Origin of the sequence: Microbulbifer sp. ARAS458-1, assembly GCF_045348205.1 — a bacterium.
GTDB lineage: Bacteria > Pseudomonadota > Gammaproteobacteria > Pseudomonadales > Cellvibrionaceae > Microbulbifer.
This window is the reverse complement of record NZ_CP155838.1, coordinates 2,896,408-2,897,614: the sequence shown is the minus strand read 5'-3', so window position 1 is coordinate 2,897,614 and position 1,207 is coordinate 2,896,408. Positions and strand designations below refer to the sequence as shown.

The following is a 1,207-nucleotide window of genomic DNA, read 5'->3' as shown; positions in this document are numbered from 1 at the left end:
CTACCGTGGAAGATCAGGGCTGCTGGGCTACCTGAAAGCAATACTCGCGTCGAGGGCGGGGAAGACTGATCGCTTACGTAGCTCGGCCGTTTGATTTTGTGTGGGGCGGTATGTACATGTTGCACGGGTGGCAAAGAGCTTAAGCAGGAGTCGGGAATTGATAGTTGGCGTGCTGGTTCTCAGAGAAGGGTTAGGATTGGGGGGCACGTTAGATTTTGGGGCAGACCTCGACTTAATAGTATTTGGTAAGAGTGGCGGATATTATTCGTGTTAATTCTTCATCGGCGTGTCCTGAATCTGAATACCACCCCACTATACTGAGAGTTGATTCATCTCTTTCGTAGTCCAACCCATTTCTGTCACAGTAGCCATTCTGGTGGAAAAGCGCTGAGCAAGGTTGGCGGAAATTCCTGCTCCTATGTGTCAGGGTTGTTGTCGCCTGCCAGCGCGGGTGGAGCCATCCCACCAAGCCGTGATGCATTGTTAAGGTTGAAATCGATACTAGCCATAAGGTTACTTCTCCATGAGTGCATAGAATGTGCACGACCTGTGCATGTGAAGCGTCACTTTGCCATAGAGAGCACGTGATTACTTCTCATGTATTTTGCACGTTGGTACCAAGCTGCGAGCGGTGGAATTCATGGCCTGGTTGGGGGATGAGTCCAGAAAGAGGCCAGAGGTACCTGCTGGGCCAGTTGAAAGTGATTTTTTTGCCGGCGAAACTTATTTCTTTTTGGGAGAAATCCGCATTGTGATATCCGCGTGGAAGACCTCCTCACCGTTTGTATCAAATACGCTCACCGGCATCACCACATCCTGTGCTGAATCCCAATGAAAGTCGTCGACCCTACTCACGGCGCGCAGGTCGGTTTTGGCCATCTTCAGGTATTGCACGGTCATGCCCACCGGAATCCAGCGGAAGTTGCCATTCAGGGATACGTCCAGGCATACGCCTCCGGCCAGTTCCGCAGCGTTACACATGGCGATGGCGTGCACGGTTTTAATGTGGTTTTCTACTGCGCGGCGCTTCTTCAGTTTCACCTCAACCAGGCCCGGCTGTATCTGCGTGAATCGCGGTTTGATCGAGCTGAAGTAGGGGGCATTGAAACAGACAATTTTGCTCACCAGCCACCCTATGTGTCAGGGTAGTTGTCGCCTGAACTTTTCAGAGGACAACCATGCCCCACTATTCACCTGAACGTAAAGA

1 protein-coding gene is annotated in these 1,207 nt (G+C 51.4%); it reads right to left on the bottom strand.

Annotated features, from left to right (window positions below; all coding sequences use genetic code 11):
• Positions 1 to 723 precede the first annotated feature (723 nt).
• Positions 724 to 1,125 carry a hotdog fold domain-containing protein gene (locus AAFH99_RS12005; RefSeq protein WP_406827856.1) on the bottom strand — a complete coding sequence of 134 codons (402 nt, stop codon included), beginning with the start codon at positions 1,123 to 1,125 and terminating at the stop codon, positions 724 to 726.
• Positions 1,126 to 1,207 lie beyond the last annotated feature (82 nt).